General features: G+C 43.3%; 14 protein-coding genes. 12 read left to right on the forward strand and 2 right to left on the reverse strand.

The features are described from left to right. Position 1: 1 nt before the first annotated feature. A complete protein-coding gene (locus HMPREF8571_RS03775) occupies positions 2 to 1,042 on the reverse strand; it encodes an ABC transporter substrate-binding protein (protein WP_000728113.1) in 1,041 nt (346 codons plus the stop codon). A gap of 314 nt (positions 1,043 to 1,356) precedes the next feature. Here HMPREF8571_RS03775 and leuS point away from each other — a divergent pair, with 314 nt between their 5' ends. From leuS to HMPREF8571_RS03825, 10 genes are all read left to right on the forward strand, one after another. Further along, positions 1,357 to 3,858 (forward strand): leucine--tRNA ligase, encoded by a 2,502-nt coding sequence (gene leuS / locus HMPREF8571_RS03780; RefSeq protein ID WP_000011797.1) that lies wholly within the window; start codon positions 1,357 to 1,359, stop codon positions 3,856 to 3,858. A 195-nt stretch (positions 3,859 to 4,053) separates the two neighbouring features. Then, positions 4,054 to 4,749 carry a GNAT family N-acetyltransferase gene (locus tag HMPREF8571_RS03785; RefSeq protein WP_001144934.1) on the forward strand — a complete coding sequence of 232 codons (696 nt, stop codon included), beginning with the start codon at positions 4,054 to 4,056 and terminating at the stop codon, positions 4,747 to 4,749. An 11-nt stretch (positions 4,750 to 4,760) separates the two neighbouring features. Further along, entirely contained in the window at positions 4,761 to 5,177 is a 417-nt protein-coding gene (locus HMPREF8571_RS03790) for a GNAT family N-acetyltransferase (RefSeq protein ID WP_000626621.1), read from the forward strand. A 487-nt stretch (positions 5,178 to 5,664) separates the two neighbouring features. Beyond that, positions 5,665 to 6,663 carry a Holliday junction branch migration DNA helicase RuvB gene (ruvB, locus tag HMPREF8571_RS03795; RefSeq protein ID WP_004239743.1) on the forward strand — a complete coding sequence of 333 codons (999 nt, stop codon included), beginning with the start codon at positions 5,665 to 5,667 and terminating at the stop codon, positions 6,661 to 6,663. Then, positions 6,644 to 7,228 (forward strand): nucleotidyltransferase family protein, encoded by a 585-nt coding sequence (locus HMPREF8571_RS03800; protein WP_000633745.1) that lies wholly within the window; start codon positions 6,644 to 6,646, stop codon positions 7,226 to 7,228. The genes ruvB and HMPREF8571_RS03800 overlap by 20 nt, the downstream gene beginning before the upstream one ends. Before the next feature lie 206 nt (positions 7,229 to 7,434). Beyond that, positions 7,435 to 8,193, forward strand: a complete 759-nt coding sequence (locus HMPREF8571_RS03805) for an isoprenyl transferase (protein WP_000466705.1) — start codon at positions 7,435 to 7,437, stop codon at positions 8,191 to 8,193. An 8-nt stretch (positions 8,194 to 8,201) separates the two neighbouring features. Beyond that, complete coding sequence (locus HMPREF8571_RS03810; RefSeq protein WP_000159123.1) at positions 8,202 to 9,005, forward strand: phosphatidate cytidylyltransferase; 804 nt, start codon at positions 8,202 to 8,204, stop codon at positions 9,003 to 9,005. A 15-nt stretch (positions 9,006 to 9,020) separates the two neighbouring features. Then, entirely contained in the window at positions 9,021 to 10,277 is a 1,257-nt protein-coding gene (gene rseP, locus HMPREF8571_RS03815) for an RIP metalloprotease RseP (protein ID WP_000579732.1), read from the forward strand. Positions 10,278 to 10,293: 16 nt separating this feature from the next. Then, complete coding sequence (locus tag HMPREF8571_RS03820) at positions 10,294 to 12,147, forward strand: proline--tRNA ligase (protein WP_000814032.1); 1,854 nt, start codon at positions 10,294 to 10,296, stop codon at positions 12,145 to 12,147. 98 nt (positions 12,148 to 12,245) lie between these two features. Beyond that, positions 12,246 to 13,625 carry a glycoside hydrolase family 1 protein gene (locus HMPREF8571_RS03825; RefSeq protein ID WP_000911351.1) on the forward strand — a complete coding sequence of 460 codons (1,380 nt, stop codon included), beginning with the start codon at positions 12,246 to 12,248 and terminating at the stop codon, positions 13,623 to 13,625. A gap of 38 nt (positions 13,626 to 13,663) precedes the next feature. Here HMPREF8571_RS03825 and HMPREF8571_RS03830 read toward each other — a convergent pair whose 3' ends face one another. Next, positions 13,664 to 14,077, reverse strand: coding sequence for an EamA family transporter (locus HMPREF8571_RS03830; RefSeq protein WP_000264208.1), 414 nt, complete (start codon positions 14,075 to 14,077; stop codon positions 13,664 to 13,666). A gap of 215 nt (positions 14,078 to 14,292) precedes the next feature. Between HMPREF8571_RS03830 and glmS the strand changes: the two genes are divergently transcribed. Together glmS and HMPREF8571_RS03840 are read left to right on the forward strand one after the other, a co-directional pair. Then, positions 14,293 to 16,101: a glutamine--fructose-6-phosphate transaminase (isomerizing) gene (gene glmS / locus HMPREF8571_RS03835; protein WP_000334142.1), complete on the forward strand. Its 1,809-nt coding sequence runs from the start codon at positions 14,293 to 14,295 to the stop codon at positions 16,099 to 16,101. A gap of 110 nt (positions 16,102 to 16,211) precedes the next feature. Beyond that, on the forward strand, positions 16,212 to 17,264 hold the full coding sequence (locus tag HMPREF8571_RS03840) for an LLM class flavin-dependent oxidoreductase (protein ID WP_000229781.1): 1,053 nt from the start codon (positions 16,212 to 16,214) through the stop codon (positions 17,262 to 17,264). Positions 17,265 to 17,427 lie beyond the last annotated feature (163 nt).

The following is a 17,427-nucleotide window of genomic DNA, read 5'->3' on the forward strand; positions in this document are numbered from 1 at the left end:
TTTACTGTTTCGATTGAATATTGGTGAAAATATCATTGTACTTTTTAAGAATAGCTGGTTTATTTTGGATGACATAATCTGAATCTTCAGTGGCGATATTGATTTCTGCCATTGATTTCATATTTTTATTGGTTTTAGCATTTTTTCGAATGGGTCTGATGGTTGTTTCAGTTCCTAGTTTATCCTGAATGTCTTGAGAAAGAAGGAAATCGATAAATTTTTTAGCGTTTTCCATGTGTTTGGCGTTTTTGATAATAGCTGCGTTACCAGGCAAAAAGACGGTTCCTTCTTTTGGATAAATGACTTTCACATCAACACCATCGTTTAAGAGTTTCAATGCAGGATCTTCATAGGTGAGTCCGACAGCCATTTCTCCGTCAGCGACTGATTTGTAGACATTTGAAGAACTAGAAGCAATTTTCCCATCTACTAAGCTAAATAGATTTTTCACATATGTCCAAGCTTGCTCATTTTCATAGCCGCCTTGATCCACAAGCATGTTTGTTAATTGAGCAAAGGCACTAGAAGAATTACTTGGATCAGCAGTAGCAATCTTTCCTTTTAATTTAGGATTAAGTAAATCATCATAGCCTTCAATTTTAATATCTTTAGTTAAAGCTGAATTGACAATCAGAACACTGACATCAAGAGTGTATGGAGTGTAGAATCCTGTTTTATTCTGATATTCTGGGATAATTTGGTCGTTTTCTGGGGAGGTATAGGGCTCAAAGAGTTTTTCGTTAGAAGAGAAGAGTGCGTAGGAACCTCCGAAAATGACATCGGCTACAGGAGCTTCTTTCTCAGCCTCTGCTTTCTTGAATAATTCACCAGTACTAGCTTGGACTAAATCAACCTTGATGCCATATTTTTCTTCGAAGGCTGGGATTGTTTCTTCAATAAGATCTTCAGGGTTAGGCGAATAAACAACTAAAGTCTTATCCGTATCATTTTCAATGCTAGTTTCAGCTTCTGTTGTTGAAGAACATCCTGACAAAAGTAGAAATATCCAGCTGAAAGAGAGAAGTGATAGTTTTTTTTTCATATTTTTTCTCCTTTTTACGAACATTATTCTCTGTTTGTTCATCTAATGTTTTTAATTACAGAGTTCTACATCATATAATAAAAACCTTAAAGAAATCTAAAATGGGAATTATGTGTTAAGGAAATTATGGGAACAATCGATGGTAATTCACATTTGTTCTATATCTAATCCGGTGTTATTCTCTTTTTGATAGAAAAATGAAGTGGGGGTGATATCCAATCTTTCTTGACAATGGAGGGGAAAAGATTCTTTCTCATCTTTCAAATTCCCCCAAAAATGGTATAATAGTAACATCATAAAATTGGAGAAATAGCATGAGTTTTTACAATCATAAGGAAATCGAGCCCAAGTGGCAAGGCTACTGGGCGAAACATCATACATTTAAGACAGGAACAGATGCTTCAAAACCGAAGTTCTATGCTCTGGACATGTTCCCATATCCTTCAGGAGCTGGATTGCACGTAGGACACCCAGAAGGTTACACAGCAACGGATATTCTCAGCCGTTACAAACGTGCGCAAGGCTACAATGTTCTTCACCCAATGGGTTGGGATGCCTTTGGTTTGCCTGCAGAGCAATACGCTATGGATACAGGTAATGACCCAGCAGAATTTACAGCAGAGAATATTGCTAACTTCAAACGTCAAATCAATGCGCTTGGCTTCTCTTACGACTGGGACCGTGAAGTCAATACGACAGATCCAAACTACTACAAGTGGACGCAATGGATCTTCACCAAGCTTTACGAAAAAGGCTTGGCCTATGAAGCGGAAGTGCCAGTAAACTGGGTGGAAGAATTGGGAACAGCCATTGCCAACGAAGAAGTTCTTCCAGATGGAACATCTGAGCGTGGTGGCTATCCAGTTGTCCGCAAACCAATGCGCCAATGGATGCTCAAAATCACGGCCTATGCAGAGCGCTTGCTCAATGATTTGGATGAGCTAGACTGGCCAGAGTCTATCAAGGATATGCAACGCAACTGGATAGGGAAATCAACTGGTGCCAATGTAACCTTTAAAGTAAAAGGAACAGACAAGGAATTCACTGTCTTTACCACTCGTCCGGACACCCTTTTCGGTGCGACCTTTACCGTTCTTGCACCTGAGCATGATTTGGTAGATGCTATCGTCAGTCCAGAACAAGCTGAAGCCGTAGCAGACTATAAACATCAAGCCAGCCTCAAGTCAGACTTGGCTCGTACCGACCTTGCCAAGGAAAAAACTGGTGTTTGGACCGGTGCTTATGCCATCAACCCTGTCAATGGCAAGGAAATTCCAATCTGGATTGCGGACTATGTTCTTGCGAGCTATGGAACAGGTGCTGTCATGGCTGTGCCAGCCCATGACCAACGTGACTGGGAATTTGCCAAACAGTTTGGTCTTCCAATCGTAGAAGTGCTGGAAGGTGGAAACGTTGAAGAAGCTGCCTACACAGAGGATGGTCTTCACGTTAATTCAGACTTCCTAGATGGATTGAATAAGGAAGATGCTATTGCCAAGATTGTCGCTTGGTTGGAAGAAAAAGAATGTGGTCAAGAGAAGGTGACTTACCGTCTCCGCGACTGGCTCTTTAGCCGTCAACGTTACTGGGGTGAACCAATTCCGATTATTCATTGGGAAGATGGGACTTCAACGGCTGTTCCTGAAAATGAATTGCCACTTGTCTTGCCAGTAACCAAGGACATCCGCCCTTCAGGTACTGGTGAAAGCCCATTGGCTAACTTGACTGACTGGCTAGAAGTGACTCGTGAAGATAGCGTCAAAGGTCGTCGTGAGACCAACACTATGCCACAATGGGCAGGTTCAAGTTGGTACTATCTCCGCTATATCGACCCGCACAATACTGAGAAATTGGCTGATGAGGACCTTCTCAAACAATGGTTGCCAGTAGATATCTATGTGGGTGGTGCAGAGCATGCTGTTCTTCACTTGCTTTACGCTCGTTTCTGGCACAAATTCCTCTATGACTTAGGTGTCGTTCCAACTAAAGAACCATTCCAAAAACTCTTTAACCAAGGGATGATTTTGGGAACGAGCTACCGTGACCACCGTGGGGCTCTTGTGGCAACTGATAAGGTTGAAAAACGTGATGGTTCCTTCTTCCATGTGGAAACTGGAGAAGAGTTGGAGCAAGCACCAGCTAAGATGTCTAAATCCCTCAAAAACGTGGTCAACCCAGACGAAGTGGTGGAACAATACGGTGCCGATACCCTTCGTGTCTATGAAATGTTTATGGGGCCACTCGATGCTTCGATCGCTTGGTCAGAAGAAGGTCTGGAAGGAAGCCGTAAGTTCCTCGACCGTGTTTACCGTTTGATCACAAGTAAGGAAATCGTTGCGGAAAACAATGGTGCTCTTGACAAGGTTTATAACGAAACCGTCAAGTCTGTAACAGAGCAGATCGAGTCTATGAAATTCAACACAGCCATTGCTCAACTTATGGTCTTTGTCAACGCGGCTAACAAGGAAGACAAGCTCTATGTGGACTATGCAAAAGGCTTTATCCAATTGATCGCCCCATTTGCACCTCACTTGGCAGAAGAACTCTGGCAAACAGTTGCAGTAACAGGTGAGTCTATCTCTTATGTAGCTTGGCCAACATGGGACGAAAGTAAATTGGTTGAAGACGAAATCGAAATCGTTGTCCAAATCAAAGGTAAAGTTCGTGCCAAACTCATGGTCGCTAAAGACCTGTCACGCGAAGAATTACAAGAAGTAGCTCTGGCTGATGACAAAGTCAAAGCAGAAATTGACGGTAAGGAAATCGTCAAGGTGATTGCGGTACCTAACAAACTCGTTAATATCGTCGTTAAATAACGAGTTTATTAGCTCTATCTACCACCTTCAATAGTCCAGTGGACTATTGAAGCCAACTAAATTGGTTAATATCGTTGTGAAATAAGATAGGAATCCTTCAGAGTAGAATCTGGGGGATTTTTTGAATGTTTTCATGAAAATATGATATACTATGTACAATTATAAAGTTTGAAAAGTAAAACAAGGAGAAAAACGATGCCAGTAAATGAATACGGTCAGATGATTGGTGAGTCTGTAGTCGGACACACGTCTGGTAAATTACCTGCTATCAATTTTTTAGAAGGGCGTTATGCTCGAATCGAGGCTCTTTCGGTAGAAAAGCACGCGGAAGATTTACTAGCTGTTTATGGCCCAGATACTCCTCGGGAGATGTGGACCTACCTCTTTCAGGAGCCGGTGGCAGATAGGGAGGAACTAGTCAGCCTTTTAAACCAGATGTTGGCTCGTAAGGACCGTTTTTTCTATGCTATCTTGGATAGGGAGACGGGTAAGGTCTTGGGAACCTTTTCGCTTATGCGCATCGACCAAAATAATCGTGTAGTTGAAGTTGGGACTGTTATCTTTTCTCCAGAGCTCAGGGGAACACGAATAGGGACAGAAGCCCAGTATCTCTTGGCGCGCTATGTGTTTGAGGAGCTTAACTATCGTCGCTATGAATGGAAATGTGATTCTCTAAATCTGCCATCCAGACGAGCAGCAGAACGTTTGGGCTTTGTCTATGAAGGAACCTTCCGCCAGGCAGTCATTTATAAGGGGCGTACGAGGGATACGGATTGGCTCTCTATGATTGATAAGGACTGGCCTCAAGTTAAAGCTCGTTTGGAAGCATGGCTGGCTCCCGAAAACTTTGATAAAGATGGACGGCAGTACAAGAGCTTGAGAGAACTCTAAGAGGTGATGACATGATTAGCGTGAGAAAGCAAGAAGTTGTCAAGTTAGAAGATGTTTTGCATCTCTATCAGGCAGTTGGATGGACAAATTATACACATCAACCCCAAATGCTGGAGCAGGCCTTGTCTCACTCATTAGCGATTTATATGGCACTTGATGGCGATGCTGTTGTGGGCTTGGTTCGTTTGGTCGGAGATGGTTTTTCATCGGTTTTTGTCCAGGATTTGATTGTTTTGCCTAGCTATCAGCGTCAAGGGATTGGCGGCGCCTTGATGAAAGAGGCTTTAGGGGATTTCAAAGATGCCTATCAAGTTCAACTGGTGACAGACCAAACAGAGAAAACCTTGGGATTTTATCGTTCCTTGGGCTTTGAAACCTTATCTACTTTTGATTGTACAGGGATGATTTGGCTAGATCGAAAAAAATAAAAATAATTATTTTTTATTAAGTAAAGTTTAAGTCTCCTCGTGTATTATATAGTTATTAGATAAAGACCTCCTAATACTCTTCGAAAATCTCACCAGCCTTCGTTAGAGTAGACTTAGCTAACTATCGTTATGCTTGCGTCTATCTGCCTAGTCTGATTTCGATTTTCATTGAGTACCCTTTATTTAATGAAATCCCAAACTTTTCTTTTTCATCATAATCTCCTAAAGAAGCCACCCAATCAGGTGGCTTTTTTGTTGCTTGAAAAAGAAAATTTCATTTGGAAAAAAATTTAAAAAAATAATAAATCAGAGAAAAAGTTAAGTTAGTTTTAAGTTTCATCTTGTATTATATAATCATTAAATAAAGACCTCCTAACTTTATTTAATGAAATCCTAAACTTTTCTTTTTCATAATAATCTCCCTAAAGAAGCCACCCAATCAGGTGGCTTTTTTGTTTGTGGCTTGGATTTTTGATATAATAGAGCCATGAGTAGAATTTTAGATAATGAAATCATGGGGGATGAGGAGTTGGTAGAACGTACCCTCCGTCCCCAGTATTTACGTGAATATATTGGGCAGGATAAGGTCAAGGACCAGCTGCAAATCTTTATCGAGGCTGCCAAAATGCGGGATGAGGCACTGGACCATGTTCTTTTGTTTGGTCCTCCAGGTCTCGGGAAAACAACCATGGCCTTTGTTATTGCCAATGAACTGGGAGTCAATCTCAAGCAAACGTCTGGTCCTGTCATTGAAAAAGCGGGGGATCTGGTAGCGATTTTGAATGATTTAGAGCCTGGAGACGTTCTCTTTATTGACGAGATTCATCGCTTGCCCATGTCGGTGGAAGAGGTGCTTTATAGTGCCATGGAAGACTTCTACATTGATATCATGATTGGGGCTGGTGAAGGCAGTCGCAGTGTCCATTTGGACTTGCCACCATTCACCTTGATTGGTGCAACGACACGTGCGGGGATGCTCTCAAATCCTCTGCGGGCACGTTTTGGAATTACAGGTCATATGGAATACTATGCCCACGCTGACTTGACAGAGATTGTTGAGCGGACAGCAGATATTTTTGAGATGGAAATCACTCATGAGGCAGCTTCGGAGTTGGCCTTACGCAGTCGAGGAACTCCTCGTATTGCCAATCGTCTTCTCAAGCGCGTGCGCGACTTTGCCCAGATTATGGGAGATGGCTTAATTGATGATGTTATTACAGATAAGGCTTTGACCATGCTAGATGTAGACCATGAAGGTTTGGACTATGTGGACCAAAAAATCCTTCGGACCATGATTGAGATGTATGGTGGTGGTCCTGTCGGTCTAGGTACCCTTTCGGTTAATATCGCTGAAGAGCGTGAGACAGTCGAAGATATGTACGAACCTTACCTGATTCAGAAAGGCTTTATCATGCGAACTCGTTCTGGACGGGTGGCAACTGCTAAGGCATATGAGCATTTAGGTTATGATTACAGTGAAAAATGAGCAAGATATTCTAGAGGTTTTTAGAAAAGATCCAGATATGATGACTATTCTGACCATCATTCGTGACCTTGGTCTGAAAGATTCGTGGTTGGCGGCAGGTTCTGTCAGGAATTTCATCTGGAATCTCTTGTCAGACAAATCGCCTTTTGATAGTGAGACGGATGTGGATGTGATTTTCTTTGATCCAGATGTTTCTTATGAGGAAACAGTATCCCTAGAGAAAAAGCTGAGAGAAGATTTCCCTCAATATCAGTGGGAGTTGAAAAATCAGGTCTATATGCATCTGCACAGTCCCCACACAGCGCCTTACACGAGTTCTCGTGATGCCATGAGTAAATATCCGGAACGATGTACGGCGATAGGACTCCGCTTGCATGCCGATGCAACTTTAGAGCTCTTTGCTCCCTATGGTCTCGAGGATATTTTGAACTTTCAAGTTCGCCCAACACCTCATTTTTTAGAGAATGAGGACCGGATGAAGCTCTATCAAGAACGCTTGTCCAAGAAAAATTGGCAAGAAAAATGGAAAAATCTGACTTTCTCAAAAAACTTAAGAAAAATTTAAGTTAGGGACGGTATACTAGGTTCATAAGTTAAGAGGAACTTAACTTAAACTCCTAAAACTTTTTCATAATAATCTCCCTATAAAATTAAGTCGCCCAATCAGGCGGCTTATTTTTTGTCTGTACGGAGAGCTAATAACTTACCAATAGAAGAAAATAGGGAAATATGGTATAATGAAACGATAGATTTTTGAATAGGAATAAGAACATGTTTGGATTTTTTAAGAAAGATAAAGCTGTAGAAGTTGAGGTTCCAACACAGGTTCCTGCTCATATTGGCATCATCATGGATGGGAATGGTCGTTGGGCTAAAAAACGGATGCAACCACGGGTTTTTGGTCATAAGGCGGGGATGGAAGCCCTCCAAAAGGTGACCAAGGCAGCTAACAAGATGGGAGTTAAGGTTATCACAGTCTATGCCTTTTCAACGGAAAATTGGACGCGCCCAGATCAAGAAGTCAAGTTTATCATGAACTTGCCAGTCGAGTTTTATGATAACTACGTCCCCGAATTACATGCAAATAATGTTAAGATTCAGATGATTGGGGAGACAGACCGTTTGCCTAAGCCGACTTTTGAAGCTTTGAAAAAAGCAGAGGAGTTGACTAAGAACAATACGGGCTTGATTCTCAATTTTGCCCTTAATTATGGTGGTCGTGCTGAAATTACGCAGGCTCTTAAGGGCTTGGCTCAAGATGTTCTAGATGCTAAAATAAACCCTGGTGACATCACAGAAGACATGATTGGGGACTATCTTTTCACGCAACACCTGCCAAAGGATTTGCGAGATCCAGATTTGATTATCCGTACGAGTGGTGAGTTGCGTTTGAGTAATTTCTTGCCATGGCAAGCAGCCTATAGCGAGCTTTATTTTACGGATACCTTGTGGCCCGATTTTGATGAAGCTGCCTTGCAGGAAGCGATTGCTGCCTTTAATCATCGCAATCGCCGATTTGGAGGAGTTTAGGAGAAGATATGACCAAGGATTTACAAAAGAGAACATTGTTTGCGGTATTGGCCCTGGCCATTTTCCTTCCAGTCTTGTTTGTGGGAGGACTCTTGTTGCAGATAGGAATTGGTTTGTTAGCCATGCTAGCTGTCCATGAACTCTTGCACATGAAGGGGCTAAAGACTATGACCATCGAGGGCGCCTTGACCCTCTTTGCGACCTTTGCCCTTACAATCCCCTTAGAAAATTACCTAACTTTTTTGCCAGTTGATGGGAATGTGGTTGCCTACAGCGTTTTAATTACGATTATGCTAGGGACCACCGTTTTCAGTAAAAGCTATACCATTGAAGATGCTGCTTTTCCAATTGCTGTGAGTTTTTATGTTGGTTTTGGCTTCAATGCCTTACTAGATGCTCGGGTGGCAGGTTTTGACAAGGTGCTTCTGGCCCTCTTTATCGTCTGGGCGACAGATAGCGCAGCTTACTTGATAGGGATGAATTTTGGCAAGCATAAGTTGGCTCCGAGAGTTTCTCCCAATAAGAGCATTGAGGGCTTTATCGGTGGTATTTTGGGTGCGGTACTAGTAACCGCAATCTTCATGCTTGTAGACAGTACAGTTGCTCTCCCTTATGGGATGTACAGAATGAGTCTCTTTGCCGTCTTCTTCAGTGTGGCAGGTCAGTTTGGTGACTTGATTGAGAGTGCTATGAAACGTCATTTCGGTGTCAAGGATTCTGGAAAATTTATCCCTGGACATGGCGGTGTGTTGGATCGCTTTGACAGCATGCTGATTGTATTTCCAATGATGCACTTATTTGGCCTGTTTTAAAGAAAGGAATATTGAATGATTGGATTGCTAACCTTTATCCTCGTTTTTGGGATTATCGTGGTGGTGCATGAGTTTGGACATTTTTATTTTGCTAAGAAATCAGGCATTTTAGTCCGTGAGTTTGCTATTGGTATGGGCCCCAAGATTTTTGCCCATATCGGTAAGGACGGAACTGCTTATACCATTCGGATCCTTCCTTTAGGAGGGTATGTTCGTATGGCTGGTTGGGGTGATGATGCGACGGAGATCAAGACAGGAACTCCGGTCAGTTTAACACTTGCCGAAGATGGTAAGGTCAAACGAATCAATCTATCTGGGAAGAAACTGGATCAAACAGCTCTCCCTATGCAGGTAACTCAGTTTGACTTTGAAGACAAGCTCTTTATCAAGGGCTTGGTCTTGGAAGAAGAAAAGACCTTTGCAGTGGATCACGATGCAACGGTTGTTGAAGAAGACGGAACCGAAGTGCGCATAGCTCCTTTGGATGTACAGTATCAAAATGCTTCTATCTGGGGCAAGCTCATCACCAACTTTGCAGGTCCTATGAATAACTTTATCTTAGGTGTTGTTGTTTTTTGGATCTTGATCTTTTTGCAGGGCGGTGTTAGAGATGCTCAGACCAATCTCTTTCACGTCATGCCAGAGGGCGCTTTGGCTAAGGTAGGCGTAGCTGAGACCGCTCAAATTACCAAGGTCGGCTCGCATGAGGTTAAGAATTGGCAAGACTTGACTCAGGCTGTGGAAGCAGATACTAAGGACAAGACAGCCCCGACCTTGGATGTGACCATTTCTGAAAATGGTAGTGAAAAGCAAGTTACTGTGACGCCAGAAGAAAATCAAGGACGTTACATTCTCGGGGTTCAACCGGGGGTCAAGTCAGACTTTCTATCCATGTTTGTTGGTGGCTTTACAACCGCTGCTGACTCAGGACTTCGCATCCTTTCGGCTCTGAAAAACTTGATTTTCCATCCAGATTTGAACAAACTCGGTGGTCCCGTTGCCATTTTTAAGGCAAGTAGCGATGCTGCTAAAAATGGTCTTGAGAATGTCCTCTATTTCCTAGCTATAATTTCCATCAATATCGGGATTTTTAACTTGATTCCTATCCCGGCTTTGGATGGTGGAAAGATTGTGCTCAATATCCTAGAGGCTATCCGCCGGAAACCCCTTAAACAAGAAATTGAAACCTATGTCACCATGGCTGGTGTAGTTATCATGGTTGTCTTGATGCTAGCTGTAACCTGGAATGACATTATGCGACTCTTCTTTTAGATAATCGAGGAATATTATGAAACAAAGTAAAATGCTAATCCCAACGCTTCGCGAAATGCCAAGCGATGCTCAAGTTATCAGCCACGCCCTTATGTTGCGTGCTGGTTATGTTCGTCAAGTTTCTGCCGGTGTATATTCTTACCTACCACTCGCTAACCGTGTGATTGAAAAGGCTAAGAATATCATGCGCCAAGAGTTTGATAAGATTGGTGCGGTGGAGATGTTGGCTCCTGCCCTTCTCAGTGCCGATCTTTGGCGTGAATCAGGTCGTTATGAAACTTATGGTGAAGACCTTTATAAACTGAAAAACCGTGAAAAGTCAGACTTTATTCTAGGTCCGACCCACGAAGAGACTTTTACAGCTATTGTCCGTGATTCTGTTAAGTCTTACAAGCAATTGCCACTCAATCTCTACCAAATTCAACCGAAATACCGTGATGAAAAACGTCCACGTAACGGGCTTCTCCGTACGCGTGAATTTATCATGAAAGACGGCTATAGTTTCCATGCTAATTACGATAGTTTGGATGTGACTTATGACGAGTACAAAGCGGCCTATGAACGTATCTTTACTCGTAGTGGCTTGGACTTTAAAGCCATCATCGGTGATGGTGGCGCCATGGGTGGTAAGGACAGCCAAGAATTTATGGCCATCACACCAGCTCGTACAGACCTCGACCGCTGGGTTGTCTTAGACAAGTCAGTTGCCTCATTTGATGAAATTCCTGAAGAAGTGCAAGAAGAAATCAAGGCAGAATTACTTAAATGGATGGTTTCTGGTGAAGATACCATCGCCTACTCAAGTGAGTCTAGTTATGCGGCTAACTTAGAAATGGCAACAAACGAGTACAAACCAAGCAACCGTGTCGTTGCGGAAGAAGAAGTGACTCGTGTCGCAACACCAGATGTTAAATCAATTGATGAAGTGGCAGCCTTCCTAAACGTGCCAGAAGAGCAAACGATCAAAACCCTCTTCTACATGGCAGATGGAGAGCTTGTTGCAGCCCTTCTAGTTGGAAATGACCAACTCAATGAAGTTAAGTTGAAAAATCACTTGGGAGCAGATTTCTTTGATGTTGCGAGCGAGGAAGAAGTAGCAAATGTTATCTCAGCTGGCTTTGGTTCGCTTGGCCCAGTTGGTTTGCCAGAAAATGTGAAAATCATTGCAGACCGTAAGGTACAAGATGTTCGCAATGCTGTTGTGGGGGCTAACGAAGATGGCTACCACTTGACGGGTGTGAACCCAGGTCGTGATTTTACTGCAGAATACGTAGATATTCGCGAAGTTCGTGAGGGTGAAATTTCACCAGACGGACAAGGTGTTCTTAACTTTGCCCGTGGTATCGAGATTGGTCATATTTTCAAACTCGGAACTCGCTACTCAGCAAGCATGGGTGCAGATGTTTTGGATGAAAATGGTCGTGCTGTGCCAATTATCATGGGATGTTACGGTATTGGTGTTAGCCGTCTTCTCTCAGCAGTTATGGAGCAACACGCTCGCCTCTTTGTTAACAAAACGCCTAAAGGGGAATACCGTTATGCTTGGGGAGTTAACTTCCCTAAAGAATTGGCACCATTTGATGTGCACTTGATCACTGTCAATGCCAAAGATGAAGAAGCGCAAGCCTTGACAGAGAAACTTGAAGCAAACTTGATGGGAGCTGGTTACGAAGTCTTGACAGACGACCGTAACGAACGTGTCGGGGTTAAATTTAGCGATAGCGACTTGATTGGGTTGCCAATCCGTATTACTGTTGGGAAGAAAGCAGCCGATGGCATCGTAGAAGTTAAGATTAAGGCGACTGGTGACACCATCGAAGTTCATGCAGACAACTTGCTTGAAACGCTTGAAATCCTCAGCAAGAAATAAAAACTATAATCAGAAGAAAAACAAGGCAAAAATGTAACTAGTTTTTACCTTGTTTTTTCTATATAATGGGGAAAATGAGTAAATGAAGAGGTAAAGCTATGCTAAAATTTCCAAAGGATTTTGTTTGGGGTTCCTCCACTTCTGGACCGCAAACTGAAGGGCGCGTGCCTGGTGACGGCAAGGGGGACAATCTCTGGGATTATTGGTTCCAAGTAGAGCCAAATCGTTACTATAATGGAATTGGACCTGATAAAACATCGACTTTTTACGAAAACTGGGAAAAGGATATTGAGCTTTTGGTAGAGACTGGGCATACAGCCTTCCGAACTTCTATCCAGTGGTCTCGTATTTTCCCACAAGGCCGTGGAGAAGTCAATCCTCAAGGGGTGGCTTTCTACCGTCAGGTTTTTGAGGCTATTAAGGCCAAGGGGATTCGTCTCTTAGTCAATCTCTATCACTTCGACCTGCCTTTTGCCCTCCAAGAAGACGGCGATGGTTGGGAAAATAAGGCAACTGTCAAGGCTTATGAAGACTATGCTCGTTTTTGTTTTGAAACTTACGGCGACTTGGTGGACCAATGGATTACATTCAATGAACCCATCGTACCCGTAGAATTTGGTTATTTTTATGATGCCCATTATCCTCACAAGGTAGATGCCAAAGCGGCGGTTAAGGTTGCCTATCATACGCAACTGGCTAGTAGTCTTGCGGTTAAGGCCTGTCATGAGGTTTTGCCTGATTCCAAGATTGGGATTGTCCTTAACTTGACACCGGCTTATCCACGCAGCCAGCATCCTGCTGATGTCAAGGCAGCTCGCATTGCCGATCTCTTCCAAGCCCAATCTTTCCTAGATCCGTCTGTCTTGGGAGCTTATCCAGAGGAATTGGTGGAAATTTTAGCTGAACATGATTTGCTGCCAGAGTACACTGTTGAAGAGTTGGAGCTCATTCGCGAGAATACAGTTGATTTCCTTGGAGTCAACTACTACCAACCTTTGCGCGTTATGGCGCCACGTTTTGCTAAGCATCTAGACAGTCCACTCTTGCCAGAACATTTTTACGAGCCTTATATTATGCCTGGCCGTAAAATCAATCCCCACCGTGGTTGGGAAATTTATGAGCAAGGGATTTATGATATCGCCCAAAATATCAAGGAAAACTATGGTAATATTGAGTGGATGTTGACAGAGAATGGCATGGGTGTTGAAGGTGAAGATAAATTCCGTGTGAATGGTATGATTCAGGACGACTATCGTATCGACTTTGTCAAAGGACATCTGCGTGAACTTCACCGTGCCATTGAAGACGGAGCCAATTGTAAGGGTTACCTAATCTGGACCTTTATTGATTGCTGGTCATGGCTGAATAGCTATAAAAACCGCTATGGTTTGGTTGAATTAGACTTGGAAACACAAGAACGCCGTCTGAAGAAATCAGGCCACTGGTTCAAGGAACTAAGTGATAATAATGGATTTTAAGAATAAAAAGAGTGAGATGGCGTTCATCTCACTCTTTATTACAATATCATCACCAAGGTCCCAATCGTAATCAGGATACAGCCAATAATTGTTTTAAACGTCAGGACATCCTGTAGGAAGAAAAAGGCTAGAACGAGGGTAATGACGAGACTGAATTTATCGACAGCAGATACCTCAGTCGCATTGCCCATCTGTAGTGCCTTGTAGTAGCAGAGCCAGGAGGCGCCAGTGGCTAAGCCTGATAAGATGAGAAAGAGCCAACTTTTTCTACTGATGTTGACAATTTCGGTCTGACTATTGGTCAAGAAAACCATGGCCCAAGCCATAAGAATGACAACGACCGTACGAATAGCGGTTGCTAGATTGGATGGAACTCCCTCAATCCCAATCTTGGCTAAAATTGACGTTAAGGCTGCAAAGATAGCTGATAAAAGTGCGAAGAAAAACCACATGGCAAATACCTCCTCTATTCATTATAAGTAATTGATGCCGACTTGTCAGGTATCAAGTGAAATCTTGATAAAATACCAGATAGAAAAACTATACCAATTTTTATCCTTGACAAGTGAGAAAAACAAGTATATACTGTTTTTGCTGATTCTGTAAAAGGAAAATCAGACTATACCAATTTAAGGAGAAAGCACAGCTGGTCTGTGTCGTATATACTATGTGTGGAATTGTTGGTGCTGTTGGAAACACAAATGCAACTGATATTTTGATTCAAGGGCTTGAAAAGCTCGAATACCGTGGTTATGATTCTGCGGGGATTTTTGTCCTAGGTGGTGCTGAAAACCATCTAGTCAAGGCTGTCGGTCGTATCGCAGAATTGTCTGCCAAGACAGCAGGTGTTGAGGGGACAACTGGTATCGGACATACGCGTTGGGCGACTCACGGAAAACCAACTGAGGACAATGCTCACCCACACCGCTCTGAGACAGGACGTTTTGTCTTGGTGCACAATGGGGTGATTGAAAACTATCTCGAAATCAAGGAAGAATACCTTGCAGGTCACCACTTCAAGGGGCAAACCGATACAGAAATTGCCGTTCACCTGATTGGAAAATTTGCAGAAGAAGATGGTCTTTCAGTTCTTGAAGCCTTCAAAAAAGCTCTTCACATCATCCGTGGTTCTTATGCCTTTGCCTTGATTGACTCTGAAAATCCAGATGTCATCTATGTCGCTAAGAACAAATCTCCACTTTTGATTGGTCTTGGGGAAGGCTATAACATGGTCTGTTCAGATGCCATGGCTATGATTCGTGAAACCAACCAATACATGGAAATTCATGACCAAGAGTTGGTAATCGTCAAGGCTGATAGTGTTGAAGTTCAAGACTATGATGGTAATCGCCGTGAGCGTGCTAGCTATACTGCTGAGCTCGACTTGTCAGATATCGGTAAGGGGACTTATCCTTACTACATGCTCAAGGAAATTGATGAGCAACCAACGGTGATGCGTAAACTCATCCAAGCCTACACAGATGAGGCAGGTCAAGTTGTTGTAAATCCAGCTATCATCAAGGCTGTTCAAGACGCAGATCGCATCTACATCCTTGCAGCTGGAACATCGTACCACGCAGGATTTGCTTCTAAGAAGATGTTGGAAGAATTGACAGATACACCAGTAGAACTTGGAATCTCATCTGAGTGGGGCTACGGTATGCCACTTCTCAGCAAGAAACCGCTCTTCATCTTTATCAGCCAGTCTGGTGAAACCGCGGATAGCCGTCAGGTTTTGGTCAAGGCTAATGAAATGGGAATTCCAAGCTTGACAGTGACAAACGTCCCAGGTTCAACTCTTTCACGTGAAGCCAACCATACCATGCTCCTTCACGCAGGACCTGAAATCGCTGTGGCCTCAACCAAGGCCTATACAGCGCAAATCGCAGCCCTTGCCTTCCTTGCAAAAGCAGTCGGTCAAGCAAACGGCAATGCTAAAGCGCAAGCCTTTGACCTGGTTCATGAGTTGTCAATCGTAGCTCAGTCTATCGAATCAACCCTTTCAGAAAAAGAAACCATTGATGCCAAGGTTCGTGACCTTCTTGGAACAACCCGTAACGCCTTTTATATCGGACGTGGTCAAGACTACTATGTAGCTATGGAAGCCAGTCTCAAACTCAAAGAGATTTCTTACATCCAGTGTGAAGGTTTTGCGGCAGGAGAACTCAAGCACGGAACCATTGCCTTGATTGAAGAAGGAACGCCTGTCTTGGCCCTCTTGTCAGATCCAGTCCTTGCTAACCATACTCGTGGAAATATCCAAGAGGTCGCAGCCCGTGGTGCCAAGGTTCTCACTATCGCAGAGGAAAATGTTGCTAAAGACACAGACGATATCGTCCTTACGACTGTACACCCATACCTTTCACCAATCTCAATGGTCGTACCAACGCAATTGGTCGCTTACTTTGCAACACTCCACCGTGGACTCGATGTGGACAAACCACGTAACCTTGCTAAGTCAGTAACAGTAGAATAAGCAAAGAAAGTCTAGTTCATCTAGGCTTTTTCTAATGAGCAAATTTATTGAAAATAAAACTAATTAGTGATAAAATACCCTAAAGCTAAAAGAGATAGCGAGGAAACGGGATGGTAGAATTAGGAATTTCAACATTTGGTGAAACAACAGCTCTGGAGGCGACTGGACAGATTTACAGTCATGATGAACGCATTCGTCAGTTGGTGGCAGAAATTGAGCTGGCTGATAAGGTTGGTTTGGATGTGTACGGGATTGGGGAGCATCATCGGGAGGACTTTGCGGTATCGGCGCCAGAGATTATTCTTGCAGCTGGGGCAGTGAATACCAAAAAGATTCGTTTGACTAGTGCGGTCAGCATTCTCTCGAGTATGGATCCGATTCGCTTGTTCCAACAATATGCTACCATCGATGCGGTGTCAAATGGCCGTGCGGAGATTATGGCTGGGCGTGGTTCATTCACCGAGTCTTTCCCACTGTTTGGTTATGACTTGAAAGACTATGAAGCTCTCTTTGATGAAAAGTTAGATCTGCTTCAGTTGGCAAATGAAAACACCAAAGTGAACTGGCAGGGGCAATTGACTCAAAGCATTGCTGGAAAAGAAGTCTATCCCCGTCCTGTTCAGGAAAAATTGCCATTGTGGGTGGCGACAGGTGGTCATGTAGAGTCAACAGTGAAGATTGCTCGGGCGGGGTTGCCGATTGTCTATGCCATTATCGGTGGTAATCCGCGTTATTTTAAAAAGCTGATTCAAGCTTATCGTGAGATTGGAAGGGATGCCGGTCATGCAGATAAAAACCTGAAAGTGGGCGCTCATTCTTGGGGTTGGATTGCGGAAGATAGCGAGCAGGCAGTAAAAGATTATTTCCATCCGACCAAGCAAGTGGTGGATGCGATTTCCAAGGACCGTCTACACTGGCAGGAGTTGACCTATGAGCAATATTTGGAGCAAGTTGGACCAAATGGTGCCATGTTTGTGGGAAATCCTGACCAGGTGGCAGAAAAATTGATTCGCATGATTGAGGGTTTAGGTTTAGACCGCTTTATGCTCCATCTACCGCTTGGTTCCATGCCTCATGATCAAGTTCTGAGAGCTATTGAACTCTTCGGCACACAAGTGGCACCCAAAATACGTGCTTACTTTGCCATGAAAGAGAGGATATAAAAAAATTCAATCGGTTGAGTCGATTGGTGAGGAACACCCAAGGATTCAGCAACAGGTGGAAGTGGTACAAGCGATAGAGCATACTATCTAGTGGAATATATACTAGTTTATACCAAGTACAAGATAAAATAGTAAAAAAGACGATTTCCGCTTGGAAGTCGTC

This window comes from Streptococcus mitis ATCC 6249 (assembly GCF_000146585.1).
GTDB classification, from domain to species: domain Bacteria; phylum Bacillota; class Bacilli; order Lactobacillales; family Streptococcaceae; genus Streptococcus; species Streptococcus mitis_AZ.

Excerpts from the sequence above, each read along its gene's own strand:
- HMPREF8571_RS03775 (WP_000728113.1), bottom strand. The coding sequence starts at position 1,042 with ATGAAAAAAAAACTATCACTTCTCTCTTTCAGCTGGATATTTCTACTT.
- leuS (WP_000011797.1), top strand. The coding sequence starts at position 1,357 with ATGAGTTTTTACAATCATAAGGAAATCGAGCCCAAGTGGCAAGGCTAC.
- HMPREF8571_RS03785 (WP_001144934.1), top strand. The coding sequence starts at position 4,054 with ATGCCAGTAAATGAATACGGTCAGATGATTGGTGAGTCTGTAGTCGGA.
- HMPREF8571_RS03790 (WP_000626621.1), top strand. The coding sequence starts at position 4,761 with ATGATTAGCGTGAGAAAGCAAGAAGTTGTCAAGTTAGAAGATGTTTTG.
- ruvB (WP_004239743.1), top strand. The coding sequence starts at position 5,665 with ATGAGTAGAATTTTAGATAATGAAATCATGGGGGATGAGGAGTTGGTA.
- HMPREF8571_RS03800 (WP_000633745.1), top strand. The coding sequence starts at position 6,644 with ATGATTACAGTGAAAAATGAGCAAGATATTCTAGAGGTTTTTAGAAAA.
- HMPREF8571_RS03805 (WP_000466705.1), top strand. The coding sequence starts at position 7,435 with ATGTTTGGATTTTTTAAGAAAGATAAAGCTGTAGAAGTTGAGGTTCCA.
- HMPREF8571_RS03810 (WP_000159123.1), top strand. The coding sequence starts at position 8,202 with ATGACCAAGGATTTACAAAAGAGAACATTGTTTGCGGTATTGGCCCTG.
- rseP (WP_000579732.1), top strand. The coding sequence starts at position 9,021 with ATGATTGGATTGCTAACCTTTATCCTCGTTTTTGGGATTATCGTGGTG.
- HMPREF8571_RS03820 (WP_000814032.1), top strand. The coding sequence starts at position 10,294 with ATGAAACAAAGTAAAATGCTAATCCCAACGCTTCGCGAAATGCCAAGC.
- HMPREF8571_RS03825 (WP_000911351.1), top strand. The coding sequence starts at position 12,246 with ATGCTAAAATTTCCAAAGGATTTTGTTTGGGGTTCCTCCACTTCTGGA.
- HMPREF8571_RS03830 (WP_000264208.1), bottom strand. The coding sequence starts at position 14,077 with ATGTGGTTTTTCTTCGCACTTTTATCAGCTATCTTTGCAGCCTTAACG.
- glmS (WP_000334142.1), top strand. The coding sequence starts at position 14,293 with ATGTGTGGAATTGTTGGTGCTGTTGGAAACACAAATGCAACTGATATT.
- HMPREF8571_RS03840 (WP_000229781.1), top strand. The coding sequence starts at position 16,212 with ATGGTAGAATTAGGAATTTCAACATTTGGTGAAACAACAGCTCTGGAG.